We start from the raw sequence: 26,816 nt of genomic DNA on the forward strand, positions 1-26,816 counted from the left end.
GGGCCGGGGGGTGGGCCGGGGGGTGGTCCCGGGCGGATTGGTGTCCGCCGGGTTGTCCTTTGGGGGGTGGGGGGGGTGGGTGTTCTTCCCGCCGCCCCCCCGAAACCGCAGGTCAGCGGCTTGCGAATGCACCGTCAGGTGGCGCAACACTGTGGCAACACCACCGACGCCGGGCCCCCGGTACGTTCCCTGCCATGCCAGCCGAACGCACCGTCACGCACACCGTCCCGGTCGCCGCCGCGCGCCGCCGGCGACGGCGCGCGGACCAGGCGCGAACGCTCGCCGATCTGCTGCGCCACCAGATCCTGGCGGGCGGCTACCCCGGCGGGGTCCTTCCCCTGGAGGGCGAGCTCGCCGCCGACTACGGGGCCGGCCGCAACACCGTCCGCCAGGCCCTCGACCTGCTGCGCGGCGAGCAGCTGGTGGAGCGCCGCCCGGGGGTCGGCACCGTCGTCGTCTGCGAGAAGTACCCGCACGGCCTGGACCGCCTGCAAGGCCTGGCCGAGACCCTCAACGAGCACGGCCGGGTGACCAACGAGGTCCGGACGGCCGGCCCCGTCCGCGCCCCCGCCCCCGTCGCCGGGCGCCTCGGCCTGTCCGAGCACGCCGACGTGCTCTACATCGAGCGGCTGCGCCGCCTGAACGGCCTGCCGCTCTCCCTCGACCTCACCTACGTCCCGATGGACGTCGGCGCCGGACTCCTGGACTGCGACCTGGAGAACACCGACGTCTTCAGGCTCCTGGAACAGCTGACCGGGCAGGCCCTCGGCCACGCCGAGATCACCCTCGAGGCCGTCAACGCCGACGCGCACTCCGCCGCCGTCCTCCAGGCCCCGCGCGGGGCCGCCGTCCTGATGCTGGAACGGCTCACCCATCTGGGCGACGGCCGTCCCGTGGACCTCGAGTTCATCCGCTTCCGCGGCGACCGGATCACCATGAGCGGCCTGCTGCGCCGCTCGCTCTGAGCGCTCAGACACCGAACACACCCACCTTCCTGGAGACAGCCATGCCTGTGGTCCCCCAGCGCGGCGACGTGCCCGTGACCATCGACGAGTCCCTGTGCATCGACGGCTGCACGCTCTGCGTCGACATGTGTCCGCTCGACTCGCTCGCGATCCGTGAGGACGACGGCAAGGCGTACATGCACGTCGACGAGTGCTGGTACTGCGGCCCGTGCGCCGCCCGCTGTCCCACCGGCGCGGTGACCGTCAACATGCCCTACCTGCTCCGGTGAAAGGCCCCACCCCCATGCGTACGAAGGCACTCGCGCCCGCACTCGCGCCCCTGCTCGCCCTCCTCATCGCCCCGCTGGCCACGGCCTGCGCCGGCGCCTCCGGGGCTGCGGGCTCCCCCACGGTCACCGTGACCGTGGGCTACCAGTCCAAGACCATCAACACCGTCACCGCCGGCACGCTCCTGCGCTCCCTCGGCTACTTCGAGCAGGAGCTCGCGGAGCGCGGCAGGCAGGACGGCATCGTCTACCGGGTCGACTGGCAGGACTACGCGACGGGCGCCCCGATCACCGCCCAGATGACCGCCGGAAAGATCGACATCGGCTCGATGGGCGACTTCCCGCTCCTCATCAACGCGGCGCGAGGCAAGGAGCTGGGGCAGCCCACCCACCTCGTGTCGGTGACCGGCTACAACCTGCGCGGTGGCCTCAACACCGTGGTCACCGCGCCGGATTCGAAGCTGGAGTCGCTGGCCGACCTGCGCGGCGGGAAGGTGTCGACCAGCGTCGGATCCGCGGCCGACGGAACCCTCGTACGGGCCCTGCAGCGTGCCGGGATCGACCCGGAGAGCGGCATCCAGAAGCTCAACCAGCAGCCCAGCGTGGGCGCGTCCGCCCTCCAGGCGGGCAGCGTGGACGCCCTGTCGCAGTTCGTGGCGTGGCCGGGGCAACTAACCTTCGAAGGACGGGCCAAGGCCCTGTACGACGGTGCCGAGCTCAACCTGCCGACCTTCCACGGCGTCACCGTGCGTGAGAAGTTCGCGAAGGAGCGTCCGGGTGTGCTGGACGCCTTCCTGCGGGCCCAGCGCAAGGCCACCGACCACCTGAGGACGGAGCCGGCGGCGGCCGCCGAGTCGGTGGCGAAGGAGACCGGCCTGCCGGCCGAGGTGGTGTACCTCTACAACGGCGCGAACGGCATCGCGACCTTCGACCCGGCCCTGCGGCCGGAGCTGATCGACGCGCTGAAGCAGGACGTGCCGGTCCTGAAGGCCGCCAAGCTGGTCGCCGACGTGGACGTCGACGCCTTCCTCGACCCCGAGCCCCTGAAGCGGGCGGCGACCGGGCTGCCGGAGTACCCGAAGGTGGGCGCCGCCCGCCCCGAGCTGTGGCTCAAGGGGCAGCCCCGCACGCAGTCCTTCGACTCCCCGCGTGAGCTGCTGAAGGCGGCCCGCGGCGCGGACGTGCGGGCGGCGTACGTGCCGGACGCGGTGACCGGCACGCTCTGGTTCGCGGACAAGGCGGTGTGGGTGGCCGAGGGGCCGGAGCTGCACGCCTTCGTCACGGCCGCGGGCGCGAAGGCGTACGTCGAGCGGCATCAGGCATCCGGGGCGCGCATCGTGAGCTTCGCCGAGGCCGGGGCCCTGGCGTCATGACGGGCGGCCGCTGGCTGCTGCGGGCGGCCTCGCTCGGCGCGGCCCTGCTGGTGTGGCAGGGGCTGACGTCGATGGACGTGAACGTGTGGCTGCGCTTCGAACAGTTCCCGACGGTCGGCGAGGTCGCCTCGACGTTCACGGAGCGGGCCCGGACCGGTCCCTACTGGCAGGATCTGGCGTCCAGCCTGCGCCGGATCGTGACGGGCTTCGCGCTCGCCGCCGTCCTGGGCGTGGTGGTGGGCACGGCGATCGCCCGGTCCCGGACCGCGGCCGACGTGCTGGGCCCGCTGCTGGAAGTACTGCGCCCGATCCCGGCCATCGCCCTGGTCCCGGTGGCGATCCTGCTGTTCCCCTCCAACGAGCAGGGGATCGTGTTCATCACCTGCGCGGCCGCCTTCTTCCCGGTTCTGGTCTCGACGCGGCACGCGGTGCGGGCGCTGACGCCGGTGTGGGAGGAGGCCGTCCTGACGATGGGCGGCGGGCGGACGCGGGTGTTGTTCTCCGTGGTCCTGCCGGGGGCCCTGCCGGGCATCTTCGGGGGCCTGTCCGTCGGCATCGGGGTCTCGTGGATCTGTGTGATCTCGGCCGAGATGATCTCCGGCGAGTACGGGGTCGGCTACCGCACCTGGCAGGACTACACGGTGGTCGACTACCCCGGCGTCTTCGTCGGCATGGCCACCATCGGCGCCCTGGGCTGGCTCACGACGACGGGGGTCGAGCTGCTGGGCCGCCGCCTCACCTCCTGGCTCCCCCGCACCACCGTCGGCGCTGCGGGGGCTCCGGTCGGGCGGGATGTGCAGCCGGCGCGGCCTTTGAGCGCACCCGGTGCGGAGCACCGGGCCGGGAGCAGGGCCGGAGGCGGGAGCAGCGCCGGGAGCGGGAGCAGCGCCGGGAGCGGGAGCAGGGCCGGGAGCAGGGGCGGAGCCCCTGGAAACGGTGAAAGGGCGGGCAGGGGAACAGCCCCGCAGGGCAGCACCACCGGAGGGACGCAGAGATGACCACCCTGACCATCCAGAAACCCGGCGCCGCCCTCGCACTGCGCGGGGCGCGCCTCGGGCATCACGACGCGGTCCTCGACGGGGTCGACCTGACGGTCGAGGCGGGCGAGGTTCTCACCGTCGTGGGCCCGTCCGGCTGCGGGAAGTCCACGCTGCTGCGCACCCTGGCGGGGTTGCTCCCGCCGCTCGGCGGGACGGTCGAACAGGACGGGCGGCCCCTCTCCGGCCCGGACGCCGACCGGGCCCTGGTGTTCCAGGACGACGCCCTGCTCCCCTGGCGCACCGTCCGGGCCAATGTCGAACTCCCGCTCGCGATCCGTGGCTGCGCCGGCTTCCGCCAGGGCCGGGGGGAGGGAGCGGCCGACCAGGACCGGGGCGTCCCGGGGCCCGGCGTGTCCCGCCTCTCCCGGCGGACCCGGCGGCGGCGGGCCGCCGACGCGTGGCTGGAGCGGGTGGGCCTGAGCGGGCACGCGGACAAGCTCCCGCACCAGCTCTCCGGCGGCCAGCGCCAGCGCGTGCAACTGGCCCGCGCCCTCGCCACGCGCCCCCGCGCCGTGCTGATGGACGAACCCTTCGGGGCGCTCGACGCCCAGACCCGCGCCGAGATGCAGGACCTCCTCGTGGACGTCCTCGCGGGCACCGGCGCGACCGTCGTGTTCGTCACGCACGACGTGGACGAGGCGCTGTTCCTCGGCGACCGCGTCGCACTGCTCGGTACCGGCGAGGTGTTCGCGGTACCGCGCCCCCGGGACCGCGACGCCTCGCCGGCCGGGCTCCGGCAGCAGATCATCAACTCACTCTGAAAGGCCGCACCATGGACATCCCCGCGCTCGGCGACGCCGAGGAACTCTCCTGCGACGTCCTCGTCATCGGCGGCGGCACGGCCGGCACGATGGCGGCGCTGACCGCCGCCGAGCGCGGCGCGCGGGTCCTGCTCCTCGAGAAGGCGCACGTGCGCCACTCCGGGGCGCTGGCCATGGGCATGGACGGGGTCAACAACGCCGTCGTCCCCGGGCGCGCCGAGCCCGACGACTACGTCGCCGAGATCACCCGCGCCAACGACGGCGTCGTCGACCAGTCCACGGTCCGCCAGACCGCCACCCGCGGGTTCGCGATGGTGCAGCGCCTGGAGTCGTACGGGGTGAAGTTCGAGAAGGACGAGCACGGCGAGTACGCGGTGCGCCAGGTCCACCGCTCCGGCTCGTACGTCCTGCCCATGCCCGAGGGCAAGGACGTCAAGAAGGTCCTCTACCGGCAGTTGCGGCGCCGCGAGATGCGGGAGCGGATCCGGATCGAGAACCGGCTGATGCCGGTCCGCGTCCTCACCTCGCCGGAGGACGGCCGGGCGATCGGCGCGGCCGCCTTCCACACCCGCACCGGCGCCTTCGTGACCGTGCGCGCCGGGGCGGTGATCCTGGCGACCGGCCCGTGCGGGCGCCTCGGACTGCCCGCCTCCGGTTACCTGTACGGCACCTACGAGAACCCGACCAACGCGGGCGACGGCTACGCCATGGCGTACCACGCGGGCGCCGCGCTGACCGGCATCGAGTGCTTCCAGATCAACCCGCTGATCAAGGACTACAACGGACCGGCGTGCGCGTACGTCGCGAACCCCTTCGGCGGCTACCAGGTCAACCGGCACGGCGAGCGGTTCGTGGACTCCGACTACTGGTCGGGCCAGATGATGGCGGAGTTCGCGGCCGAACTCGCCTCGGACCGCGGCCCGGTGTACCTGAAGCTCAGCCACCTGCCGGAGGAGTCGGTGGCCTCCCTCGAATCGATCCTGCACACCACGGAGCGGCCGACGCGCGGGACCTTCCACGCGGGCCGGGGCCACGACTACCGCACGCACGACATCGAGATGCACATCTCGGAGATCGGCCTGTGCGGGGGCCACTCGGCGTCCGGCGTGCGGGTGGACGACCACGCCCGCACCACGGTCCCGCGGCTGTACGCGGCCGGTGACCTGGCCTCCGTCCCGCACAACTACATGATCGGGGCGTTCGTCTTCGGCGATCTGGCGGGCGCGGACGCGGCCCGGTACACGGCGTACGAGGGCGAGCTGCCGGCCGCCCAGCTGTCGGCGGCACACGAACTGGTCTACCGTCCCCTGCGCCACCCGGACGGGCCGCCGCAACCGCAGGTGGAGTACAAGCTGCGGCGGTTCGTCAACGACTACGTCGCTCCGCCGAAGACGGGCGCGAAGCTCTCGCTCGCCGTCGAGGCCTTCGACCGGATGACCGGCGAGATCGCGCAGATGGGCGCGACCACCGCGCACGAGCTGATGCGGTGCGCGGAGGTGTCCTTCATCCGGGACTGCGCGGAGATGGCGGCCCGCGCCTCGCTGGCTCGTACGGAGTCCCGCTGGGGCCTCTACCACGAGCGGCTCGACCACCCCGCGCGCGATGACGCGGGCTGGCTGCACCACCTGGACCTGCGCAAGTCGGCCTCGGGGGCGATGGAGTTCACGGCCCGGCCGGTGGAGCCGTACCTGGTTCCGGTCGACGGGTTCGCCCCCGCCGGCGGCCCGTCGCGGCACCTGGGCGAGGTCGCGCTCGTCCCGGTGTCCACGGCGGGCCCCCGCCGGTCGCCTCCGGCGGGACGGACGGAGGGACCGGGGGCGACGCCCGGGTCGCAGCCCACGGACGCCGGGCCGGCAGGCGCGACGGCCGCGATCGGGCCCGCAGGCACGACGACCGCGGGCTCGGGGCCGGCAGGGCGGTCGGCCGCGTCCGCGGGGGCCACCCCGCCGGAGGCGTCCGCGGGACCGGAGGGCCGGGACGCCGGGCGGGGCGCAGGAGCCTCGCCCCGGATCCTCGAACTGCTCGCCCTGGCGGAGGAGTCACCCGGCCTGGACCTCCTGCGCCCCTATCTCGACGACCCCGATCCCGCGGTCCGGGCGGCAGCCGTCGCCGCGCTCGGCGAGACCGTCCCCGCAGGGGCCGGGCCGGCACTGGCCGACCGGCTCGCGGACGCGGCTCCCGCCGTACGGGGGGCCGCCGCGGCCGCGCTGCGCGAACTGGTGGAGGTCCTGCCCGGCGAGCCGGAGCTGGGGGCCGGGCTGCGCGCCGCGCTCGCCGTGCCGGACCCCGTGGTGCGCTCGGCCGCGCTCGAAGTCCTGCGGGCGCTGCGCCTGGGCGATGCACAGCTGTACGCCGCGTCGCTGGCGGACGACGACCCGGAGGTCCGTATCCACGCGGTCCGGGCGCTGGTCTCGGTGGACGCGGTCCAGGCGCTGGCCACGGCCGCGGCGGACCCGGCCCGCGAGGTCCGGGTGGCGGTCGCCAGGGGGCTGGCCTCGGTGCACGCCCCGGCCCCGGCCCCGCTGGAGCCGCTGCTGGGCGACCCGGACCCGCTGGTGCGGGGCGCCGCCCTGGCGGCACTGGCCTCGACCGGCTGCCCCACGGGCTACGCCGGGACGGCGGTGGCCGCTCTCGCGGATCCCGCCTGGCAGGTCCGGGCCGGAGCGGCCGCCGGGCTGGCGGCGGCCGAGCCCGGGGCGGCCGTACCGGCCCTGGCGGGGGCGCTGGCCGACGCCAACGCCGACGTGCGCAAGGCCGCGGTCCTCGCCCTGCTGGCCCACCGGGGCGCCGCGGAGGCCCGGTCGGCCCTCGCCGCGGCGGTCGGCGACCCCGACGCGGACGTCCGGGCGTACGCGGCCCGCGCCTGAGGCGCGGCGAGGCCCCCGTTCGGAGGCGCGCCGCGTGCGCCGGGCGGGACGGGCCGGGATGGTGGACGGACGACTGGCATCGGGAACCCGTACCCCGTACCCCCACCGCGAGGAGCCGCCGCCATGACCGTACGCAGCCTGAAGACCGTCCTCACCTGCGCGGCCGCCCTGTCGCTCGGCCTGGTCGCCATGGCCCCGGCGCACGGGGTCGAGGGGCCCGCGCCCGACCCGCACAACCCGCAGGCCATGCGGGACATGGCGACGGCGATCGCGGCGACGGCCAAGTACGCCGACGAGCGGGAGGCCCTCAAGGACGGGTACGTCCCCCACGGCGCGGAGTGCATGACCAATCCGTTCGGGGTGGGCGCCATGAACTACCACTACGTCAAGCAGGCCTACTGGGGTTCGAAGGACCCCGCCAGGCCGACCGCGCTCCTCTACAGCAGGGAGAAGGACCGCAACGGCCGGCGCAGGCTCGAGGCCGTGGAGTGGATGTCCACCGACCGGGACCAGGACCTGAAGACCGCCGACGACCGGCCGAGCATGTTCGGGCTGCCCTTCGACGGACCCATGCCGGGCCACTGGCCGGGCATGCCCAAGCACTACGACCTGCACATGTGGGCCTACAAGAAGAACCCGGCCGGCCGCTTCCACAACTGGAACCCGGCCATCAAGTGCTCCGGGCATATGACTCACCCGTAAGGGCGGCTTTTCGTGAGAACTCCGGCGATACGCTGAACTCACTCGCGAGACTGCGGCTCATGGGAGCACTGATGAACCCGGAACACAGCTGGCCGATCCCGCCCCCGGGCGGCTGGACTGCCGACGACCTGGACACGCTTCCGAATCTGCCTCCGCACACGGAGCTGATCGACGGGAGCCTGATCTTCGTGAGTCCGCAGACCCTCTTCCATGCGCGGGCGGTCAGCTTCTTCGAGTGGCAACTCCAGTCGCTGGTCCCGGAAGGCCTTGAAGTCCTGCGGGAGTTCACCATCGACATCGACCGACGCAACCGTCCTGAACCCGACGTCATCGTATGCCGTGAAGACGTCGTCGGTGACCTGGCCCAGACCCGCCTCCCAGCCGAGACCGTTCTGCTGGCGGTCGAAGTCGTGTCCCCTGAATCCGTCGACCGTGACCGCGAGACCAAACCGGTGAAGTACGCCCGGGCCGGGATTCCTCACTACTGGCGGGTCGAGAACATGGACGGCCGGGCGGTCGTCTACGTCTTCGAGCGCGAGCCGGTCGGCGGTGGCTACGTCGCATCCGGGATCTTCCACGACCGCCTCAAGGTCTCCGTCCCGTTCCCCATCGACCTGGACCTGACCGCGATCACACCGAAACGGCGGCGGCCCGAATAGCGCACACGGCGAAGGGCCCGGCCCCCCGAAGGGGTGCGGGCCCTCAGACGTGGACGGCGATGTCAGCGGACGAAGGTGCTCGCCTGCCCGGCCAGGTCCAGGAAATACTGCGGGGCCAGGCCCAGGACCAGGGTGACCGCGACGCCCACCGCGATGGTGGTCATCGTCAGCGGCGAGGGAACGGCCACCGTCGGGCCGTCGGCCTTCGGCTCGCTGAAGAACATCAGGACGATCACCCGGATGTAGAAGAACGCGGCGATCGCGGACGAGATGACACCGACCACGACCAGCGCCCCCGCGCCGCCTTCCGCCGCCGCCTTGAACACCGCGAACTTCCCGGTGAAGCCCGACGTCAGGGGAATGCCGGCGAAGGCCAGCAGGAACACCGCGAAGACGGCCGCCGTCAGCGGCGAACGCCGGCCGAGACCGGCCCACTTGGACAGGTGCGTCGCCTCGCCGCCCGCATCGCGCACCAGGGTGACCACGGCGAAGGCGCCGATCGTCACGAAGGAGTAGGCGCCCAGGTAGAAGAGGACCGACTGGACACCCTCCGCCGAGGTCGCGATCACACCGGCAAGGATGAAGCCCGCGTGCGCGATCGAGGAGTAGGCCAGCAGCCGCTTGACGTCCGTCTGGGTCACGGCGATCACCGCGCCCGCCAGCATCGTGACGATGGCCACCGCCCACATCACCGGACGCCAGTCCCACCGCAGCCCCGGCAGGACCACGTAGAGGAGCCGAAGGAGGGCGCCGAAGGCGGCCACCTTCGTCGCCGCCGCCATGAAGCCGGTGACCGGGGTCGGGGCGCCCTGGTAGACGTCCGGGGTCCACATGTGGAAGGGGACCGCGCCGACCTTGAACAGCAGGCCCATCAGGATGAGCGCGCCGCCGATCAGCAGCAGCGCGTCATTGCCCATGGTGGAGGCCAGCGCCGGATCGATCCTCGAGACCGTGCCGTCGACCACGTCGGCGATCACCGCGTACGAGACCGAGCCCGCGTATCCGTAGAGCAGTGCGATACCGAAGAGGAGGAAGGCAGAGGAGAAGGCCCCGAGCAGGAAGTACTTCACCGCGGCCTCCTGCGACATCAGCCGCTGGCGGCGGGCGACGGCGCAGAGGAGGTACAGCGGGAGGGAGAACACCTCGAGGGCGATGAACAGCGTCAGCAGGTCGTTGGCCGCCGGGAAGATCAGCATGCCCGCGATGGCGAACAGGGCCAGAGGGAAGACCTCGGTGGTGGTGAAGCCCGCCTTGACGGCGGCCTTCTCGCTGTCGCTGCCCGGTACCGACGCCGCCTGGGCGGCGAAGGAGTCCACCCGGTTGCCGTGTGCGGCCGGGTCCAGGCGCCGCTCGGCGAAGGTGAAGATCGCGACGACCGAGGCCAGCAGGATGGTGCCCTGCAGGAAGAGCGCCGGGCCGTCCACGGCGATGGCGCCCATCGCCGCCACCTGGGCCTTGGTGGACCCGTATCCGCCGGCCGCGAGGCCGACGACCGCGGCGAAGGCCGAGGCCAGCGCGGCGAGGGTGAGGAACACCTGTACGTAGTAGCGGGCCTTGCGGGGCACGAAGGCCTCCACCAGGATCCCGAGCACCGCCGCGCCCACCACGATCAGCGTGGGCGCGAGCTGTGCGTATTCGATGGTCGGCGCCGGGATCCGGTCGACCGGTGCCTCGGCCGCCAGCATCCACAGGCTGTGGGCGGAAGTCGATGTGCTCACTTCGCCGCCTCCCCGTTCTTGGCTTCGACGTCGACCTCGGGCTTCGGGTCCGTCTGCTTCACATCCGACATGGTGTGCTCCACGGCCGGGTTGACGATGTCGGTGAGCACCTTCGGGTAGACCCCCAGGCCGATCAACAGCGCGATCAGCGGGGCGACCACCAGGACCTCGCGCAGGCGCAGGTCCGGCATGGTGCGGACCTCCTCCTTCACGGGGCCGGTCATCGTGCGCTGGTAGAGCACCAGCGTGTAGAGCGCCGCCAGCACGATGCCGATGGTGGCGATGACGCCGACGATCGGATACCGGGCGAACGTGCCGACCAGGACAAGGAATTCGCTGATGAAGGGGGCGAGGCCCGGCAGCGAGAGGGTGGCGAGACCGCCGATGAGGAAGGTGCCGGCGAGGACCGGGGCCACCTTCTGGACGCCGCCGTAGTCGGCGATGAGCCGCGAGCCGCGCCGCGAGATCAGGAAGCCGGCCACCAGCATCAGCGCCGCCGTCGACAGGCCGTGGTTGACCATGTAGAGGGTGGCGCCGGACTGGCCCTGGGAGGTCATGGCGAAGATGCCCAGGATGATGAAGCCGAAGTGCGAGATCGAGGCGTAGGCGATCAGCCGCTTGATGTCCCGCTGGCCGACCGCGACCAGAGCGCCGTAGACGATGCTGATCAGGGCCAGGACGAGGACCACCGGCGTGGCCCACTTGCTGGCCTCGGGGAAGAGCCCGAGGCAGAAGCGGAGCATCGCGAAGGTGCCGACCTTGTCGACGACCGCGGTGATCAGGACGGCGATCGGGGCGGTGGACTCGCCCATCGCGTTCGGCAGCCAGGTGTGCAGCGGCCACAGCGGGGCCTTCACCGCGAAGGCGAAGAAGAACCCGAGGAACAGCCACCGCTCGGTGTTGGTCGCCATGTCGAGCGTGCCCGCGGCGCGCGCGGCGGTGATCTCCTGGAGCGAGAAGTTCCCGGCGACCACGTACAGGCCGATGACGGCGGCCAGCATGATCAGGCCGCCGGCCAGGTTGTACAGGAGGAACTTGACCGCCGCATACGAGCGCTGCGTGGCCGCGTTCTCATCGGATCCCGAGTGGGCCCGGTCCCCGAAGCCGCCGATGAGGAAGTACATCGGGATGAGCATGGCTTCGAAGAAGATGTAGAAGAGGAAGACGTCGGTGGCCTCGAAGGAGATGATCACCATCGCCTCGACCAGCAGGATCAGGGCGAAGAAGCCCTGCGTCGGCCGCCAGCGCGAGCCGGCGGCGAAGCTGCTCTTGGACGCTTCCGTCTCCAGCGGGTCGGCGTCGTGCCAGCCGGCCGCGATCACGAAGGGGATCAGGAGCGCGGTGAGCCCGATGAGCACCACCCCGATCCCGTCCACCCCCAACTCGTAGCGGACGCCGAAGTCGGCGATCCAGGAGCGGGATTCGGTGAGCTGGTAGCGGTCGCCGCCGGGATCGAAGCGGACCGCGACGAGCACGGCCAGGGCCAGTGTCGCCAGCGAGAAGAACAGCGCGAGCCACTTGGCGGCGGTCCTGCGGGCGGCCGGGACGGCCGCCGTCAGGATCGCACCGACCGCGGGGACCGCGGCCGTCACCGTCAGAAGCGGGAAATTCATCTCACACCGCCCTCATCAGCAGGGTCGCGGCGATCAGGACCACCGTGCCCCCGAACATCGAGATCGCATAGCTGCGGGCGTAGCCGTTCTGCAGCTTCCGCAGCCGCCCCGAGAGGCCGCCGACCGAGGCGGCCGTCCCGTTGACCACCCCGTCGACCAGGCTGTGGTCGACGTACACGAGCGAGCGGGTCAGATGCTCCCCGCCGCGCACCAGCACGACGTGGTTGAAGTCGTCCTGGTACAGGTCCCTCCGGGCCGCCCGCGTGAGGAGCGAGCCGCGCGGGGCGAGGACCGGGACGGGCCTGCGGCCGTACATCCCCCAGGCGATGGCGACTCCGATGACGAGGGCCACCATGGTGGCCAGCGTCACCGTCAGCGCGCTGATCGGCGGGTGTCCGTGCGCGTAACCGGTCACGGGCTCCAGCCAGTTCACGAACCGGTCGCCGATGCTGAAGAAGCCGCCGGCGAACACCGATCCGAAGGCCAGCACGATCATCGGGATGGTCATCGACTTCGGGGACTCGTGCGGGTGGGGCAGCTCGCCGGGGTGCGCTTCGACGCCGGGCTCGATCCCGGGCGTCTTGTCCGGGTCCGGGGCCGGCTGCCAGCGCTTCTCGCCGAAGAAGGTGAGGATCATGACGCGGGTCATGTAGAACGCGGTGATGGCAGCGCCCAGCAGGGCCACCGAGCCGAGGATCCAGCCCTCGGTACCGCCCTTGGCGAAGGCCGCCTCGATGATCATGTCCTTGGAGAAGAAGCCCGACAGGCCGGGGAAGCCGATGATGGCCAGGTACCCGAGCCCGAAGGTCACGAAGGTGATCGGCATGTACGTCCGCAGCGCGCCGTACTTGCGCATGTCGACCTCGTCGTTCATCCCGTGCATCACGGAACCCGCGCCGAGGAAGAGCCCCGCCTTGAAGAAGCCGTGCGTCACCAGGTGCATGATCGCGAAGACGTAGCCGATCGGGCCGAGGCCCGCGGCGAGGATCATGTAGCCGATCTGCGACATCGTCGAGCCCGCAAGGGCCTTCTTGATGTCGTCCTTCGCGCAACCGACGATCGCACCGAAGAGCAGCGTGACCGCGCCCACGATGGTGACCACCAGCTGGGCGTCCGGCGCCCCGTTGAAGATGGCGCCGGAGCGGACGATGAGGTACACGCCGGCCGTCACCATGGTGGCCGCGTGGATCAGGGCCGAGACCGGGGTCGGGCCCTCCATCGCGTCCCCGAGCCAGGACTGCAGCGGGACCTGCGCCGACTTGCCGCAGGCGGCCAGGAGCAGCAGCAGGCCGATCGCGGTCAGCGTGCCTTCGGACGTCTCGCCCACCGCGCCCAGCACCGGCCCGAAGGCGAAGGTCCCGAAGGTGGTGAACATCAGCATGATCGCGATCGACAGGCCCATGTCGCCGACGCGGTTGACCAGGAAGGCCTTCTTCGCGGCCGTGGCCGCGCTGGGCTTGTGCTGCCAGAAGCCGATCAGGAGGTACGAGGCGAGGCCCACGCCCTCCCATCCGAAGTACAGCAGGAGGTAGTTGTCGGCGAGGACCAGCAGCAGCATGGCCGCGACGAACAGGTTGAGGTAGCCGAAGAAGCGGCGGCGGCGCTCGTCGTGCTCCATGTACCCGATCGAGTACACGTGGATGAGCGTGCCCACCCCGGAGATCAGCAGGACGAAGGTCATCGACAGCTGGTCGAGCTGGAAGGCGATGTCCGCCTGGAAGCCCTCCACCGGGATCCAGCTCCACAGCCGCTGGTGCAGGGTCCGGTCGTCGGCACTGCGGCCCAGCATGTCGGCGAACAGCACGGCGCCGATCCCGAAGGAGACCGCCGCGAGCAGAGTGCCGATCCAGTGGCCGGACTTGTCGAGGCGCCGGCCGCCGCACAGCAGCACCACCGCTCCGAGCAGGGGCGCTGCCACCAGCAGCGCAATCAGGTTCTCCACAGCGACCCCTTACAGCTTCATCAGGCTGGCGTCGTCGACCGAGGCCGAGTGGCGGGTACGGAACAGCGACACGATGATCGCCAGGCCGACGACGACCTCCGCGGCGGCGACGACCATCGTGAAGAACGCGATGATCTGGCCGTCGAGGTTGCCGTGCATCCGGGAGAACGCGACGAAGGCGAGGTTGCAGGCATTGAGCATCAGCTCGATGCACATGAACAGCACGATCGCGTTCCTGCGGATCAGCACGCCGGCCGCACCGATGGTGAACAGCAGCGCCGCCAGGTACAGGTAGTTGACCGGATTCACTGCGAGGCCTCCTCACGGCCGAGGCGCTCCGAGGAACGCTGCTCCAATGCCTTGAGGTCGTCGAGCGCCTCGCTGGAGACGTCCCGGATCTGGCCGCGGGCGCGCAGCGTCTTGCTGACCGTCAGCTCGGACGGGGTGCCGTCCGGCAGCAGACCGGCGACGTCCACCGCGTTGTGCCGGGCGTAGACGCCGGGCGCGGGCAGCGGCGGGAGCTGCACGCCCTCGCGGACGCGCTTCTCGGCCAGCTCGCGCTGGGTGGCGGCCCGTTCGGTGCGCTCGCGGTGGGTGAGCACCATCGCGCCGACGGCCGCGGTGATCAGCAGCGCGCCGGTGATCTCGAAGGCGAAGACGTACTTGGTGAAGATCAGCTGCGCCAGGCCCTCGACGTGTCCGGCGGAGTTGATCCGGCCGAGCCCGTTGAACTGGGTGAGATTGGCGTGGCCGATGCCGGCGATCAGCAGGATGCCGAAGCCGAGCCCGCACAGGACGGCCAGCCAGCGCTGCCCCTTGATGGTCTCCTTCAGGGAGTCGGCGGCGGTGACGCCGACGAGCATGACCACGAAGAGGAAGAGCATCATGATCGCGCCGGTGTAGACGATGACCTGGACGACGCCCAGGAAGTACGCCCCGTTGGCGAGGTAGAAGACGGCCAGGATGATCATCGTCCCGGCCAGGCTGAGGGCGCTGTGCACGGCCTTCTTCATCAGGATCGTGGCCAGGGCGCCGATGACGGCGACCGAGCCGAGGATCCAGAACTGGATCGCCTCTCCCGAGGAGGTCATGGAGGCGGCGATGGCGCTCATGCCCCCACCTCCTCGGACTGGCCGTTCCCCGGGGCCGCCCCACCCTCGGGCACCTCGCCCTTGGAGACCGCCACCTGCCGGACCGTGCCCGGGGCGGCCCCCGTCACCCGCCCGCGGTAGTAGTCCGTGTCGTCCATGCCGGGGAAGACCGAGTGCGGTGCCTCGACCATGCCCTCGGTCAGGCCGGCCAGCAGCTGCTCCTTGGTGTAGATGAGCGATTCGCGGCTGGAGTCGGCCAGTTCGAACTCGTTCGTCATGGTCAGCGCCCTGGTCGGGCACGCCTCGACGCACAGCCCGCACAGGATGCAGCGGGCGTAGTTGATCTGGTAGACCCGGCCGTACCGCTCGCCCGGGGAGTAGCGCTCCTCCTCGGTGTTGTCCGCGCCCTCCACGTAGATCGCGTCGGCGGGACAGGCCCAGGCGCACAGCTCGCACCCGATGCACTTCTCCAGACCGTCGGGGTGCCGGTTGAGCTGGTGCCGTCCGTGGAAGCGCGGGGCGGTCGTCTTCTGCTGCTCCGGGTACTGCTCGGTGAGGCGCTTCTTGAACATGGCCTTGAAGGTCACGCCGAAGCCGGCCACCGGGTTCTGCCACTTCTCGTCAGACATTCTCAGCACCCTCCTCTCGGTCACTGTCGATGTTCGACCCGCCACTGACCATCAGCTCCCGCTCGCTGCGAGGCCGCCTGCGCGGTACGGGTGCCAGGTGCTGGCCGGGCTTGGGCGGTACGGGGAAGCCGCCCGCCAGCGGGTCGAAGGCCTCGGCGTCCTTCACCGCCTCCGCGGCCGCCGCCTTCTCGCGCTTGTCGCGGAAGAGGTCCGCGACGAAGGAGAGCAGCAGGATCGCCACGACGGCGCCGCCGACGTAGAGGACGATCTCGCTGAAGTCGTACGCCTCATTGCGCAGCGCCCGGACGGTGGCGACCAGCATCAGCCAGACCACGGAGACCGGGATCAGAACCTTCCAGCCGAGCTTCATCAGCTGGTCGTAGCGCACGCGTGGCAGCGTGCCGCGCAGCCAGATGAAGAAGAACAGCAGCAGCTGCACCTTGAGGACGAACCAGAGCATCGGCCACCAGCCGTGGTTCGCGCCCTCCCAGAAGGTGCTGATCGGGTACGGGGCCCGCCAGCCGCCCAGGAACAGGGTGACCGAGACCGCCGAGACGGTGACCATGTTGACGTACTCGGCGAGCATGAACAGCGCGAACTTGATGGACGAGTACTCGGTGTTGAAGCCGCCGACCAGGTCGCCCTCGGACTCCGGCATGTCGAAGGGGGCGCGGTTCGTCTCGCCGACCATCGTGATGACGTAGATGATGAAGGAGACCGGCAGCAGGATGATGTACCAGCGGTCCGCCTGCGCCTCCACGATCGCCGAGGTCGACATCGACCCGGAGTAGAGGAAGACCGAGGCGAAGGCCGCGCCCATCGCGATCTCGTAGGAGATCATCTGCGCGCAGGAGCGCAGGCCGCCCAGGAGCGGGTAGGTGGAGCCGGAGGACCAGCCCGCCAGCACGATGCCGTAGATGCCGACCGAGGCCACCGCGAGGATGTAGAGCATCGCGATGGGCAGGTCGGTCAGCTGCATCGTGGTGCGCTGGCCGAAGATGGAGACCTCGTTGTCCGCGGGCCCGAAGGGGATCACCGCGATGGCCATGAAGGCCGGGATCGCCGCGATGATCGGGGCCAGGACGTAGACCACCTTGTCGGCCCGCTTGACGATCAGGTCTTCCTTGAGCATCAGCTTCACGCCGTCGGCGAGCGACTGGAGCATGCCCCAGGGGCCGTGCCGGTTCGGGCCGATGCGCAGCTGCATCCAGGCGACGACCTTGCGCTCCCACACGATGGAGAACAGCACCGTCACCATCAGGAAGGCGAAGCAGAACACCGCCTTGATGACGACGAGCCACCAGACGTCCCTGCCGAACAGGGAGAGGTCCTCGGCGGCCAGTTGGACGAAGTCACCGTGTACCGCGTTCACGCGTCCACCTCCGCGGGGGCGGCGCCGGCCGGGATCGCCGGGCCGATGCGTACGAGGGTGCCCGGGCGGGCCCCGGCGTCGGCGAGGACGCCGGAGCCGGTGGAGTTCAGCGGGAGCCAGACCACGCGGTCGGGCATCTCGGTGATCCGGAGCGGGAGTTCCACGGAGCCGGCCGGACCGGTGATCGCGAGGACGTCGCCGTTCTTGACGCCCGTCTCGGCGGCCGTCGCCGCCGACAGCCGGGCGCCGGCCTCGTGCCGGGTGCCGGCCAGGGCGTCGTCGCCCTCCTGGAGCCGGCCCAGGTCGAGGAGGAGCCGGTGGCCGGCGAGGACCGCCTCGCCGACGCCGGGGCGGGGCAGCGGCACGGTGTCCGTCGCCTGCCCGGCGGCGCGCTCCCCGGCCCACGGGCCGAGCGCGTCGATCTCCCGGCGTACGGCGTGCACGTCGGGCAGGGCGATCGGCCGGTCGGCGGCGTCGGCCAGCATGTGCAGCACGCGGGCGTCGGCCGGGGCGAGCCGGCGGGTCATCTGGTCGGGCTTGAGCGCGGCCTCGAACGGCCGGACCCTGCCCTCCCAGTTGATGAACGCGCCCGCCTTCTCGGCCACCGCTGCGACGGGGAGGACCACGTCGGCGTGGGCGGTGACCTCGCTGGGCCGCAGTTCCAGGGAGACCACGAAGGCCTCCTGGAGGGCGGTCCGCGCGCGGTCCGGGTCCGGCAGGTCGGTGACCTCGACGCCCGCCACCAGCAGGGCCGAGAGCTCCCGCGTCGCGGCCGCCTCGACGATCTGGCCGGTGTCGCGGCCGTAGCGGTGTGGGAGCTCGTCCAGGCCCCAGGCGGTGGCGACCTCGTCGCGCGCCCGCGGGTCGGTGGCGGGACGGCCGCCCGGCAGCAGGGACGGCAGCGCGCCCGCCTCGATCGCTGCCCGCTCCCCGGCGCGGCGCGGGATCCACACCAGGGTGGCTCCGGTCGCGCCGGCCGCCCGGACGGCGGCGGTCAGCGCACCGGGCACCCCGGCCAGGCGCTCTCCGACGAGGATGACCGCGCCGGGCCGGCGCAGTGCCTCGGCGGCTTCGGCGCCGCCGGCCTCCAGGCCGGTCCGCGAGGCGAGGGCGGCCAGCCACTCGGGCTCGGTGCCGGGGGCGGCGGCAAGCAGCGTGCCCCCGGCCTTCGCCAGCCCGCGGGTCGCGAAGGGGGCGAGGGCGAAGGTCCGCTGCTTACGCTTGCGGTGGGCCTTGCGCAGCCGCAGGAAGACGCCGGGGGCCTCCTCCTCCGCCTCGATGCCGGCCAGCAGCACCGCCGGCGCCGCCTCCAGGTCGGTGTACGAGATCCACCGCCCGCCGAGGTCGACCCCGTACCCGGCGACCTCCGCGGCCAGGAACTCGGTCTCCTCCGCGCTGTGCACGCGGGCCCGGAAGTCGATGTCGTTGGTGTCCAGCACGACCCGGGCGAACTTGGCGTACGCGTAGGCGTCCTCGACGGTGAGCCGGCCACCGGTGAGCACGCCGGCCCGGCCGCGCGCGGCGGCGAGCCCGTTCGCCGCGGCCTCCAGGGCCTCGGGCCAGCTCGCCGGCTCGAGCACCCCGGCGGCATTGCGCACCAGCGGGGTGGTCAGCCGGTCCGGGCGCTGCGCGTAGCGGAACCCGAAGCGGCCCTTGTCGCAGATCCACTCCTCGTTGACCTCGGGGTCCTCGGCGGCGAGGCGCCGCAGCACCTTGCCGCGGCGGTGGTCGGTACGGGTCGCGCAGCCGCCCGCGCAGTGCTCGCACACGCTCGGGGAGGAGACGAGGTCGAAGGGGCGGGAGCGGAACCGGTACGCGGCCGAGGTGAGGGCGCCGACCGGGCAGATCTGGATGGTGTTGCCGGAGAAGTACGACTCGAAGGGGTCGCCCTCGCCGGTGCCGACCTGCTGCAGCGCGCCGCGCTCCAGCAGCTCGATCATCGGGTCGCCGGCGATCTCGTTGGAGAAGCGGGTGCAGCGCGCGCAGAGCACGCACCGCTCGCGGTCCAGCAGCACCTGGGTGGAGATCGGGACCGGCTTCTCGTACGTGCGCTTCCTGCCCTCGAAACGCGATTCGGCGTTGCCGTGCGACATCGCCTGGTTCTGCAGCGGGCACTCGCCGCCCTTGTCGCAGACCGGGCAGTCCAGCGGGTGGTTGATGAGCAGCAGCTCCATCACCCCGCGCTGGGCCTTGTCGGCGACCTCGGAGGTCAGCTGGGTCTTGACGACCATGCCGTCGGTGCAGGTGATGGTGCAGGAGGCCATCGGCTTGCGCTGGCCCTCGACCTCGACGATGCACTGGCGGCAGGCGCCGGCCGGGGAGAGGAGGGGGTGGTCGCAGAACCGGGGGATCTCGATGCCGAGCTGTTCCGCGGCCCGGATGACGAGGGTGCCCTTGGGCACGGACAGCTCGGCCCCGTCGATGGTCAGCGTGACCAGGTCCTCCGGCGGCACGGCCGGGTCTCCTGCGGAGGCGGCCGTAGTGGTGACGGTCATGCGTTCACCTCCGTGTCGGCCCAGAGGGTCGACTTCCTGGGGTCGAAGGGGCAGCCCTTGCCCGTGATGTGCTGCTCGTACTCCTCGCGGAAGTACTTGAGCGAGGAGAAGATCGGGCTGGCCGCGCCGTCGCCGAGCGCGCAGAAGGACTTGCCGTTGATGTTGTCGGCGATGTCGTTCAGCTTGTCGAGGTCGGACATGACGCCCCTGCCGGCCTCGATGTCGCGGAGCAACTGGACCAGCCAGTAGGTGCCTTCGCGGCAGGGGGTGCACTTGCCGCAGGACTCGTGGGCGTAGAACTCCGTCCACCGGGTCACGGCCCGCACCACGCAGGTCGTCTCGTCGAAGCACTGCAGCGCCTTGGTGCCGAGCATCGAGCCGGCCGCGCCCACGCCCTCGTAGTCGAGCGGGACGTCGAGGTGCTCGTCCGTGAACATCGGGGTGGAGGAGCCGCCCGGGGTCCAGAACTTCAGCCGGTGCCCGGGCCGCATGCCGCCGCTCATGTCGAGGAGCTGGCGCAGGGTGATGCCGAGCGGGGCCTCGTACTGGCCGGGGCCGGCGACGTGCCCGGAGAGCGAGTACAGCGTGAAGCCGGGGGACTTCTCGGTCCCCATCGCCTTGAACCAGTCCTTGCCCTTGTTCAGGATCGCGGGAACCGACGCGATGGACTCCACGTTGTTGACGACAGTGGGGCACGCGTAGAGCCCCTCGACGGCAGGAAAGGGAGGACGCAGCCGGGGCTGACCGCGCCGGCCTTCGAGAGAGTCGAGCAGCGCCGTCTCCTCGCCGCAGATGTACGCGCCCGCTCCCGCGTGCACCGTGATGTCGAGGTCGAGCCCGCTCCCGAGACCACTCCTTTCACGATGTTCGGCCTTGCCGAGGTATCCGGCCTCGTACGCCTCACGCACCGCCTCGTGCAGGCGCCGCAGGACCGGCACCACCTCGCCGCGCAGGTAGATGAAAGCGTGCTGCGACCGGATCGCGTAGCAGGCGATGACCATTCCCTCGATGAGGGAGTGCGGGTTGGCGAAGAGGAGGGGGATGTCCTTGCAGGTTCCCGGCTCCGACTCGTCCGCGTTCACGACGAGGTAGTGCGGCTTTCCGTCGCCCTGCGGGATGAACTGCCATTTCATCCCGGTGGGGAAGCCCGCGCCGCCGCGGCCGCGCAAGCCCGAGTCCTTGACGTAGGCGATCACTTCATCCGGCGTCATCGCCAGCGCCTTGCGCAGGCCCTCGTAGCCGCCGTGGCGCCGGTAGGTCTCCAGCGTCCACGACTGCGGCTCGTCCCAGAAGGCCGACAGGACGGGGGCGAGGAGCTTCTCCGGACTCGTACCGTTCTTACTCAGTTCGGTGGACACGGTCATCACTCCCCTCCCTCGGTGGTGGCCTCGCCCCGCGGGTGCACGATCGAGGCGTGCGGGGACTCGCCACGGGCGATGCGCAGCCCGATCAGGGAGGCGGGGCCGGCGCCGCCGGTCGCCTCGACGGCGCCCTCGCGCTCGTCCGGGAACCCGGCCAGGATCCGGGCCGTCTCCTTGTACGTGCACAGCGGCGCGCCCCGGGTCGGCGAGACGTCGCGGCCGGCCAGCAGGTCGTCCACCAGGGCCTTGGCGGACTCGGGGGTCTGATTGTCGAAGAACTCCCAGTTGACCATCACCACGGGGGCGAAGTCGCAGGCCGCGTTGCACTCGATGTGTTCGAGGGTGACCTTGCCGTCGGCGGTCGTCTCGTTGTTGCCGACCCCGAGGTGCTCCTTGAGCTCCTCGAAGATGGCGTCGCCGCCCATCACCGCGCACAGGGTGTTCGTACAGACGCCGACCTGGTAGTCGCCCGAGGGCTTGCGCCGGTACATCGTGTAGAAGGTCGCGACGGCCGTGACCTCGGCGGTGGTCAGGCCCAGCACCTCGGCGCAGAAGCGGACGCCGGTGCGCGAGACGTAGCCCTCCTGCGACTGGCACAGGTGCAGCAGCGGGAGCAGCGCGGAGCGGCTGTCGGGGTAGCGTGCGATGACGTCCCTGGCGTCCGCTTCGAGGCGCTCGCGTACCTCCGCCGGAAAGTCGGGGGCAGGCAGCTGGGGCATCCCCAGCGAGACCCCTTGGTTCTGAGGACTGGCGGTCATCGGTCGACGCCTCCCATCACGGGGTCGATGGAGGCGACGGCGACGATGACGTCGGCGACCTGGCCGCCCTCGCACATCGCCGCCATGGCCTGCAGGTTGGTGAAGGACGGGTCGCGGAAGTGGACCCGGTAGGGGCGGGTGCCACCGTCGGAGACGACGTGCACGCCGAGCTCGCCCTTGGGGGACTCGACGGCCGAGTACGCCTGCCCGGCCGGTACCCGGAAGCCCTCGGTCACCAGCTTGAAGTGGTGGATGAGGGCCTCCATGGAGGTGCCCATGATGTTCCTGATGTGGTCGAGCGAGTTGCCGAGACCGTCCGGGCCCATCGCCAGCTGCGCCGGCCAGGCGATCTTCTTGTCGGCGACCATCACGGGGCCCGGCTCCAGGCGCTCCAGGCACTGCTCGACGATCCGCAGCGACTGGCGCATCTCCTCCAGGCGGATCAGGAACCGCCCGTAGGAGTCGCAGGTCTCGGTGGTCGGCACGTCGAACTCGTAGTTCTCGTAGCCGCAGTACGGGTCCGACTTGCGCAGGTCGTGCGGCAGGCCGGCGGAGCGCAGGATCGGGCCGGTGGCGCCGAGCGCCATGCAGCCGGTGAGGTCGAGGTAGCCGACGTCCTGCATGCGGGCCTTGAAGATGGGGTTGCCGGTGGCGAGCTTGTCGTACTCCGGCAGGTTCTTCTTCATGGTCTTGAGGAACTCGCGCAGCTGGTCGACGGCGCCAGGGGGCAGGTCCTGCGCGAGGCCGCCGGGGCGGATGAACGCGTGGTTCATGCGCAGTCCGGTGATCAGCTCGAAGATGTCGAGGATCAGCTCGCGGTCGCGGAAGCCGTAGATCATGATCGTGGTCGCGCCCAGCTCCATGCCGCCGGTGGCGATGCACACCAGGTGGGAGGAGAGCCGGTTGAGCTCCATCAGCAGGACCCGGATGACGGTGGCGCGGTCCGGGATCTGGTCGGTGATGCCGAGCAGCTTCTCGACGCCGAGGCAGTACGCCGTCTCGTTGAAGAACGGCGTCAGGTAGTCCATGCGCGTGACGAAGGTGGTGCCCTGCGTCCAGTTCCGGTATTCGAGGTTCTTCTCGATGCCGGTGTGCAGGTAGCCGATGCCGCAGCGGGCCTCGGTGACCGTCTCGCCGTCGATCTCCAGGATCAGGCGGAGCACCCCGTGGGTCGACGGGTGCTGGGGGCCCATGTTGACGACGATCCGCTCGTCGTCGGCCTTGGCCGCGGACTGGACGATCTCGTCCCAGTCGCCGCCGGTGACGGTGTAGACGGTGCCCTCGGTCGTCTCGCGCGCGGAGGCCTGGCCGGCGGAGGCGTGATTCGAAGTGGACATCAGCTGTACGACCTCCGCTGGTCGGGAGCCGGGATCTGGGCGCCCTTGTACTCGACGGGGATGCCGCCGAGCGGGTAGTCCTTGCGCTGCGGGAAGCCCTGCCAGTCGTCCGGCATCATGATCCGGGTGAGGGCCGGGTGCCCGTCGAAGATCAGGCCGAAGAAGTCGTACGTCTCGCGCTCGTGCCAGTCGTTGGTCGGGTAGACGGAGACGAGCGAGGGGACGTGCGGGTCGCTGTCCGGGACGGACACCTCCAGCCGCAGGATCCGGCCGTGCGTGAGCGAGCGCAGGTGGTAGACGGCGTGCAGCTCGCGGCCCTTGTCTTCGGGGAAGTGGACGCCGGAGACGCCGGTGCAGAGCTCGAAGCGCAGGGCCGGGTCGTCGCGCAGGGTGCTCGCGACCCGGACGAGGTGCTCGCGGGCGATGTGGAAGGTGAGCTCGCCCCGGTCGACCACCGTCTTCTCGATGGCGTTCCCGGGCACCAGGTCCTGCTCCTCCAGGGCGCCTTCGAGTTCGTCGGCCACCTCGTCGAAGTAGGAACCGTACGGGCGGCTGGTCGCGCCGGGCATGGCCACGGTGCGCACGAGGCCGCCGTAGCCGCTGGTGTCCCCGCCGCCCTCGGCCCCGAACATGCCCTTGCGGACGCCGATGACCTCGGGACCCTGGGCGCGGGGCGCAGGGACGTTGCTGCCGTTCGCGCCGCCGGTGCCGCCGGTGCCGCTGTTGCCGTTCTCCGGCTCTTGGGTCTCGCTCACCGGAGCAGCCCCTTCATCTCGATGGTGGGGAGGGCCTTGAGGGCCGCCTCCTCCGCCTCACGGGCCGCCTCTTCCCGGTTCACCCCGAGCTTGGAGCCCTGGATCTTCTGGTGGAGCTTGAGGATCGCGTCCATCAGCATCTCGGGGCGCGGTGGGCAGCCCGGCAGGTAGATGTCGACCGGAACGATGTGGTCGACGCCCTGGACGATCGCGTAGTTGTTGAACATTCCGCCTGAAGATGCACAAACCCCCATGGAGATGACCCATTTGGGAGCGGGCATCTGGTCGTACACCTGCCGCAGCACCGGCGCCATCTTCTGGCTGACCCGCCCGGCCACGATCATCAGATCGGCCTGGCGCGGGGAGCCGCGGAAGACCTCCATGCCGAAGCGGGCCAGGTCGTACCGGCCCGCTCCGGTGGTCATCATCTCGATGGCGCAGCAGGCCAGGCCGAAGGTCGCCGGGAAGACGGACGACTTGCGCACCCAGCCCGCGGCCTGTTCGACGGTGGTCAGCAGAAAGCCGCTCGGCAGCTTCTCTTCCAGTCCCATGGAAAATTCAGCCCCTCAGTCCCATTCCAGGCCGCCGCGGCGCCACACGTAGGCGTAGGCGACGAAGACGGTGAGCACGAAGAGCAGCATCTCGACGAGCCCGAAGATCCCCAGGGAGTCGAAGGTGACGGCCCAGGGGTAAAGGAAGACGACCTCGATATCGAAGATGATGAAGAGCATCGCCGTCAGGTAGTACTTGATGGGGAAGCGGCCGCCGCCGGCCGGCATCGGTGTCGGCTCGATGCCGCATTCGTATGCCTCGAGCTTTGCCCGGTTGTACCGTTTTGGGCCGATCAGCGTGGCCATGACCACGGAGAAGATCGCAAACCCTGCGCCGAGGGCGCCGAGCACGAGGATGGGCGCGTACAGATTCACGCTCCTCGCTCCTTCCAGTCGTCCTTGACCGTTGGACCGCTGCCGGCCGGGGATGCCCCCAGCGGTGATGGGGGCGTGCCCCGCCTCTTGAAGATCGTGTACATGTGAGGCAGTTCACAAGCCGGACTGCTGCGCATCTTATGCCCGCTCTTCTGTGATCTGCGACACGGGTTACAACAACGAGTTTGTGATCTCCACCACCTGACGATTGATCATGAAGTCCGATGAGTGGTGATCTTCATACGTGAAGCATCCACATGGTCACCAAAGGTGACATCCGACCTCGTTACCGCAGGTAGAAGGCGCGTCCTACTATCAAACATGCCCCTTGCACGCAAATTGGCAACAGCTGTGCGGCAGTGATATGGGAATCGGCGTCGCCCGGTCGGGGGAGCCGGTGCGTACGGAGGTGGACGCGGGGCAGACGAGGGTCCGCAGGGCGTGCGAGCGCGTGCATCCGTTCACGAACCCCCCGGCCTGTTCACAGGAAGGTCACGGACGGACCACAGCGTCCACATCACGTGACGCTTCTGTGACCTGCGCCACTCTGAATCGATGCTTCCGAAAGAGGGCTTGGCCATCTGTGCGGAGGGATGGTAGGTCGCGGATCAATCCGGACTTATTAGAGAAACCCCATGATCACAGCCCTGCGGAGGCCTGTCCGTTTCGCCCGTTACGGCGTCAATAAGGAGTCGGAGACGCCCGGTTAGCGCCCTTCGCGCGCAACTGTGGCGCACCCCACGTTTCTTGAAGGGAACCCGGACGCCCTGATAGCGGTTGTCCTCATGTCCCTCACCGCTCACATACCCAGCCACCGGAAGCCCCGCCGCAGCGCCTCGAAGCTCGCGGTCCGCGCCGGAGTTGCCGGTGGCGTCCTCAGCACCCTCGCCATGGCCGGCACCGCGAGCGCGTCCCCCGCCGAGCCCGCGGCCGAGACGACGCTCGAAATGCCGGTCCTCAACCTGGACCTGGCCGCCGAGGTCTCCTCCGCCGTCACCACGGCCGCCGAGAACACCCGTCTGGCCGCCGTCGAGGGCGAACTGACCGCCCAGGAGGAGAGCGCCCGCACCGGCGCCGCCGCCGAGGCGAAGCAGGCGAAGGAAGAGGCCCAGAAGAAGGCCGACGCCGAGAAGAAGGTGAAGGAGGAGGCGGACCGCAAGGCCGCTGCCGAGCGCGCCAACCGCACCTCCGCCCGCACCACCCTGGCCGTCAAGTCCTCCGGTGAGGGCTCCGGCAGCACCCAGGGATCCGGCACCGTGACCGCCCCGGCCACCGGATCCGCCGCCGCCATCGTCAACTTCGCCCGCGCGCAGGTCGGCAAGGCGTACGTCATGGGCGGCACCGGCCCGTCCTCGTTCGACTGCTCCGGCCTCGTCCAGGCCGCCTACCGCCAGGCCGGCATCTCGCTGCCGCGCATGTCGCAGGCGCAGTCCTCGGCCGGCAAGTCGGTGTCCCTGAGCGCCCTGCAGCCGGGCGACATCCTGTACTGGGGCTCCAAGGGCAGCGCGTACCACGTCGCCATCTACGTCGGCGGCGGCAAGTTCGTCGGCGCGCAGAACCCCAGCACGGGCATCGTCGAGCGCAGCCTGAGCTACGACAAGCCGACGGGCGCCGTCCGCGTCCTCTGATCCTCCGGGATCACCACACATGCCCCGAAAGGGCCGGTACTCCCCCGCTCGGGGTGGAGTACCGGCCCTTCGGCACGCCTCAGACGAGGCTCGCCGCCGGCTTGAAGCGGGTGTCGCGCCGGCCGCTTCTTCAGCATGCCGACCGCCGGGCGGGCGCTGTCCCGCCTTTCGGGCGGCCCGTGTGGAACCGGCCGAGGCCCTGCGAAGATAGCGGTGGGGCGCGCCTGAACGTCGGAACCGAACCGCCCCCGGAAGTGGTGGTCCCGTGAATCCGAAGCCGTACGAGTACCACGGCGCCGGCGACCCCACCGCCGTCACGGCCGCCCTCGGGCTCGGCCTGCTCGCCGTCGGCGGGTGGCTGCTGACGACCGCCCGTCCCTGGCAGAAGCCGGGGCACCCGCTCACGCTGGGGCTCGGCTGGACCGCCTCGGGGGCGCTGCTGCTGTGCGGGCTGGTGCTGCTGGCCCGGTGCGTGCACAGGGTGCACGGGCGGCCTGACCCGGACGACGCCGATGCCGGGCCCGGCACGACCCGTGACACGCCCTAGCGGCGCCCGCG

24 protein-coding genes are annotated in these 26,816 nt (G+C 70.9%); 10 read left to right on the forward strand and 14 right to left on the reverse strand.

Features of this window, described 5'->3' with window-relative positions; translation table 11 throughout:
• Positions 1 to 194 precede the first annotated feature (194 nt).
• The 8 genes from ACWGIF_RS28105 to ACWGIF_RS28140 all read left to right on the forward strand — a co-directional run bounded on the left by ACWGIF_RS28105 (position 195) and on the right by ACWGIF_RS28140 (position 8,633).
• Complete coding sequence (locus ACWGIF_RS28105; protein WP_453501614.1) at positions 195 to 965, forward strand: GntR family transcriptional regulator; 771 nt, start codon at positions 195 to 197, stop codon at positions 963 to 965.
• A 41-nt stretch (positions 966 to 1,006) separates the two neighbouring features.
• On the forward strand, positions 1,007 to 1,234 hold the full coding sequence (locus ACWGIF_RS28110) for a 4Fe-4S dicluster domain-containing protein (protein WP_109778462.1): 228 nt from the start codon (positions 1,007 to 1,009) through the stop codon (positions 1,232 to 1,234).
• Positions 1,235 to 1,248: 14 nt separating this feature from the next.
• Entirely contained in the window at positions 1,249 to 2,604 is a 1,356-nt protein-coding gene (locus ACWGIF_RS28115; RefSeq protein ID WP_453501616.1) for an ABC transporter substrate-binding protein, read from the forward strand.
• Positions 2,601 to 3,602 (forward strand): ABC transporter permease, encoded by a 1,002-nt coding sequence (locus tag ACWGIF_RS28120; protein WP_453501618.1) that lies wholly within the window; start codon positions 2,601 to 2,603, stop codon positions 3,600 to 3,602. Before ACWGIF_RS28115 ends, ACWGIF_RS28120 begins: the two co-directional genes overlap by 4 nt.
• Positions 3,599 to 4,405 (forward strand): ABC transporter ATP-binding protein, encoded by an 807-nt coding sequence (locus tag ACWGIF_RS28125; protein ID WP_453501620.1) that lies wholly within the window; start codon positions 3,599 to 3,601, stop codon positions 4,403 to 4,405. The genes ACWGIF_RS28120 and ACWGIF_RS28125 overlap by 4 nt, the downstream gene beginning before the upstream one ends.
• A gap of 11 nt (positions 4,406 to 4,416) precedes the next feature.
• The gene (locus ACWGIF_RS28130; protein ID WP_453501622.1) at positions 4,417 to 7,272 is read left to right on the forward strand and encodes a fumarate reductase/succinate dehydrogenase flavoprotein subunit; all 2,856 of its coding nucleotides are present in this window, start codon (positions 4,417 to 4,419) and stop codon (positions 7,270 to 7,272) included.
• Positions 7,273 to 7,395: 123 nt separating this feature from the next.
• The gene (locus tag ACWGIF_RS28135) at positions 7,396 to 7,974 is read left to right on the forward strand and encodes a hypothetical protein (protein WP_453501623.1); all 579 of its coding nucleotides are present in this window, start codon (positions 7,396 to 7,398) and stop codon (positions 7,972 to 7,974) included.
• Positions 7,975 to 8,033: 59 nt separating this feature from the next.
• Complete coding sequence (locus ACWGIF_RS28140) at positions 8,034 to 8,633, forward strand: Uma2 family endonuclease (RefSeq protein WP_453501625.1); 600 nt, start codon at positions 8,034 to 8,036, stop codon at positions 8,631 to 8,633.
• Positions 8,634 to 8,695: 62 nt separating this feature from the next.
• Here the strand turns inward: ACWGIF_RS28140 and nuoN are convergent, their stop codons facing one another.
• From nuoN to ACWGIF_RS28210, 14 genes are read right to left on the reverse strand one after another with little or no spacing between them, the layout of a single operon-like run.
• Positions 8,696 to 10,318 (reverse strand): NADH-quinone oxidoreductase subunit NuoN, encoded by a 1,623-nt coding sequence (nuoN, locus tag ACWGIF_RS28145; protein ID WP_453501664.1) that lies wholly within the window; start codon positions 10,316 to 10,318, stop codon positions 8,696 to 8,698.
• Between the two features lie 29 nt (positions 10,319 to 10,347).
• Entirely contained in the window at positions 10,348 to 11,964 is a 1,617-nt protein-coding gene (locus ACWGIF_RS28150) for an NADH-quinone oxidoreductase subunit M (RefSeq protein WP_453501627.1), read from the reverse strand.
• 1 nt (position 11,965) lies between these two features.
• Positions 11,966 to 13,906, reverse strand: coding sequence for an NADH-quinone oxidoreductase subunit L (gene nuoL / locus ACWGIF_RS28155; protein ID WP_453501628.1), 1,941 nt, complete (start codon positions 13,904 to 13,906; stop codon positions 11,966 to 11,968).
• A gap of 9 nt (positions 13,907 to 13,915) precedes the next feature.
• Entirely contained in the window at positions 13,916 to 14,215 is a 300-nt protein-coding gene (gene nuoK / locus ACWGIF_RS28160) for an NADH-quinone oxidoreductase subunit NuoK (RefSeq protein WP_453501630.1), read from the reverse strand.
• Positions 14,212 to 15,018 (reverse strand): NADH-quinone oxidoreductase subunit J, encoded by an 807-nt coding sequence (locus tag ACWGIF_RS28165; RefSeq protein WP_453501632.1) that lies wholly within the window; start codon positions 15,016 to 15,018, stop codon positions 14,212 to 14,214. Before ACWGIF_RS28165 ends, nuoK begins: the two co-directional genes overlap by 4 nt.
• Positions 15,015 to 15,626 carry an NADH-quinone oxidoreductase subunit NuoI gene (gene nuoI, locus ACWGIF_RS28170; protein WP_453501634.1) on the reverse strand — a complete coding sequence of 204 codons (612 nt, stop codon included), beginning with the start codon at positions 15,624 to 15,626 and terminating at the stop codon, positions 15,015 to 15,017. Before nuoI ends, ACWGIF_RS28165 begins: the two co-directional genes overlap by 4 nt.
• Positions 15,619 to 16,998, reverse strand: a complete 1,380-nt coding sequence (nuoH, locus tag ACWGIF_RS28175; protein WP_453501636.1) for an NADH-quinone oxidoreductase subunit NuoH — start codon at positions 16,996 to 16,998, stop codon at positions 15,619 to 15,621. The genes nuoI and nuoH overlap by 8 nt, the downstream gene beginning before the upstream one ends.
• Complete coding sequence (locus tag ACWGIF_RS28180; protein ID WP_453501638.1) at positions 16,995 to 19,493, reverse strand: NADH-quinone oxidoreductase subunit G; 2,499 nt, start codon at positions 19,491 to 19,493, stop codon at positions 16,995 to 16,997. The genes nuoH and ACWGIF_RS28180 overlap by 4 nt, the downstream gene beginning before the upstream one ends.
• A complete protein-coding gene (nuoF, locus tag ACWGIF_RS28185) occupies positions 19,490 to 20,857 on the reverse strand; it encodes an NADH-quinone oxidoreductase subunit NuoF (protein WP_453501639.1) in 1,368 nt (455 codons plus the stop codon). Before nuoF ends, ACWGIF_RS28180 begins: the two co-directional genes overlap by 4 nt.
• A complete protein-coding gene (nuoE, locus tag ACWGIF_RS28190; protein WP_453501640.1) occupies positions 20,857 to 21,612 on the reverse strand; it encodes an NADH-quinone oxidoreductase subunit NuoE in 756 nt (251 codons plus the stop codon). The genes nuoF and nuoE overlap by 1 nt, the downstream gene beginning before the upstream one ends.
• Entirely contained in the window at positions 21,609 to 22,949 is a 1,341-nt protein-coding gene (locus ACWGIF_RS28195) for an NADH-quinone oxidoreductase subunit D (protein WP_453501641.1), read from the reverse strand. Before ACWGIF_RS28195 ends, nuoE begins: the two co-directional genes overlap by 4 nt.
• Positions 22,949 to 23,704 (reverse strand): NADH-quinone oxidoreductase subunit C, encoded by a 756-nt coding sequence (locus ACWGIF_RS28200; protein ID WP_453501643.1) that lies wholly within the window; start codon positions 23,702 to 23,704, stop codon positions 22,949 to 22,951. Before ACWGIF_RS28200 ends, ACWGIF_RS28195 begins: the two co-directional genes overlap by 1 nt.
• Positions 23,701 to 24,255 (reverse strand): NuoB/complex I 20 kDa subunit family protein, encoded by a 555-nt coding sequence (locus ACWGIF_RS28205; RefSeq protein ID WP_007265818.1) that lies wholly within the window; start codon positions 24,253 to 24,255, stop codon positions 23,701 to 23,703. The genes ACWGIF_RS28200 and ACWGIF_RS28205 overlap by 4 nt, the downstream gene beginning before the upstream one ends.
• A 15-nt stretch (positions 24,256 to 24,270) precedes the next feature.
• Positions 24,271 to 24,630, reverse strand: coding sequence for an NADH-quinone oxidoreductase subunit A (locus ACWGIF_RS28210; RefSeq protein ID WP_326588584.1), 360 nt, complete (start codon positions 24,628 to 24,630; stop codon positions 24,271 to 24,273).
• A 785-nt stretch (positions 24,631 to 25,415) separates the two neighbouring features.
• Between ACWGIF_RS28210 and ACWGIF_RS28215 the strand changes: the two genes are divergently transcribed.
• On the forward strand, positions 25,416 to 26,258 hold the full coding sequence (locus ACWGIF_RS28215; protein WP_453501645.1) for a C40 family peptidase: 843 nt from the start codon (positions 25,416 to 25,418) through the stop codon (positions 26,256 to 26,258).
• 265 nt (positions 26,259 to 26,523) lie between these two features.
• Positions 26,524 to 26,805 (forward strand): hypothetical protein, encoded by a 282-nt coding sequence (locus ACWGIF_RS28220; RefSeq protein WP_453501646.1) that lies wholly within the window; start codon positions 26,524 to 26,526, stop codon positions 26,803 to 26,805.
• The last annotated feature ends 11 nt before the right edge of the window (positions 26,806 to 26,816 follow it).

Source organism: Streptomyces sp. NPDC054849 (assembly GCF_053610945.1).

Excerpts from the sequence above, each read along its gene's own strand:
- ACWGIF_RS28105 (WP_453501614.1), top strand. The coding sequence starts at position 195 with ATGCCAGCCGAACGCACCGTCACGCACACCGTCCCGGTCGCCGCCGCG.
- ACWGIF_RS28110 (WP_109778462.1), top strand. The coding sequence starts at position 1,007 with ATGCCTGTGGTCCCCCAGCGCGGCGACGTGCCCGTGACCATCGACGAG.
- ACWGIF_RS28115 (WP_453501616.1), top strand. The coding sequence starts at position 1,249 with ATGCGTACGAAGGCACTCGCGCCCGCACTCGCGCCCCTGCTCGCCCTC.
- ACWGIF_RS28120 (WP_453501618.1), top strand. The coding sequence starts at position 2,601 with ATGACGGGCGGCCGCTGGCTGCTGCGGGCGGCCTCGCTCGGCGCGGCC.
- ACWGIF_RS28125 (WP_453501620.1), top strand. The coding sequence starts at position 3,599 with ATGACCACCCTGACCATCCAGAAACCCGGCGCCGCCCTCGCACTGCGC.
- ACWGIF_RS28130 (WP_453501622.1), top strand. The coding sequence starts at position 4,417 with ATGGACATCCCCGCGCTCGGCGACGCCGAGGAACTCTCCTGCGACGTC.
- ACWGIF_RS28135 (WP_453501623.1), top strand. The coding sequence starts at position 7,396 with ATGACCGTACGCAGCCTGAAGACCGTCCTCACCTGCGCGGCCGCCCTG.
- ACWGIF_RS28140 (WP_453501625.1), top strand. The coding sequence starts at position 8,034 with ATGGGAGCACTGATGAACCCGGAACACAGCTGGCCGATCCCGCCCCCG.
- nuoN (WP_453501664.1), bottom strand. The coding sequence starts at position 10,318 with ATGCTGGCGGCCGAGGCACCGGTCGACCGGATCCCGGCGCCGACCATC.
- ACWGIF_RS28150 (WP_453501627.1), bottom strand. The coding sequence starts at position 11,964 with ATGAATTTCCCGCTTCTGACGGTGACGGCCGCGGTCCCCGCGGTCGGT.
- ACWGIF_RS28165 (WP_453501632.1), bottom strand. The coding sequence starts at position 15,018 with ATGAGCGCCATCGCCGCCTCCATGACCTCCTCGGGAGAGGCGATCCAG.
- nuoI (WP_453501634.1), bottom strand. The coding sequence starts at position 15,626 with ATGTCTGACGAGAAGTGGCAGAACCCGGTGGCCGGCTTCGGCGTGACC.
- ACWGIF_RS28180 (WP_453501638.1), bottom strand. The coding sequence starts at position 19,493 with ATGACCGTCACCACTACGGCCGCCTCCGCAGGAGACCCGGCCGTGCCG.
- nuoF (WP_453501639.1), bottom strand. The coding sequence starts at position 20,857 with ATGACCGTGTCCACCGAACTGAGTAAGAACGGTACGAGTCCGGAGAAG.
- nuoE (WP_453501640.1), bottom strand. The coding sequence starts at position 21,612 with ATGACCGCCAGTCCTCAGAACCAAGGGGTCTCGCTGGGGATGCCCCAG.
- ACWGIF_RS28195 (WP_453501641.1), bottom strand. The coding sequence starts at position 22,949 with ATGTCCACTTCGAATCACGCCTCCGCCGGCCAGGCCTCCGCGCGCGAG.
- ACWGIF_RS28205 (WP_007265818.1), bottom strand. The coding sequence starts at position 24,255 with ATGGGACTGGAAGAGAAGCTGCCGAGCGGCTTTCTGCTGACCACCGTC.
- ACWGIF_RS28215 (WP_453501645.1), top strand. The coding sequence starts at position 25,416 with ATGTCCCTCACCGCTCACATACCCAGCCACCGGAAGCCCCGCCGCAGC.